This is a genomic window from Vogesella mureinivorans, assembly GCF_007644035.1.
GTDB classification, from domain to species: domain Bacteria; phylum Pseudomonadota; class Gammaproteobacteria; order Burkholderiales; family Chromobacteriaceae; genus Vogesella; species Vogesella mureinivorans.
On record NZ_VMTV02000775.1, the window covers coordinates 1 to 281 of the forward strand.

Below are 281 nucleotides of genomic sequence, written 5' to 3' on the forward strand. Positions count from 1 at the left end.
CGCTTTCGCATGCCTTCGGCGCGGCCTTCGACAACCCCGAGCTGATCGTGGCCTGCGTGATCGGTGACGGTGAGGCCGAAACCGGGCCACTGGCAACAAGCTGGCATTCGAACAAGTTCCTGAACCCGGTACACGACGGCGCGGTGCTGCCGATCCTGCACTTGAACGGCTACAAGATCGCCGGCCCGACCGTGCTGGCGCGGATCCCGCGGGCCGAGCTGGAGTCGCTGCTGACTGGCTATGGCTATGCGCCGTACTTCGTCGAAGGCGAGGTGCACGAG

At 65.5% G+C, this 281-nt stretch carries 1 protein-coding gene; it reads left to right on the forward strand.

Annotated elements, in window-relative coordinates; translation table 11 throughout:
* The coding region (locus FLQ44_RS18170; RefSeq protein ID WP_500692556.1) for a phosphoketolase family protein at positions 1–281 on the forward strand (281 nt) is incomplete at both ends.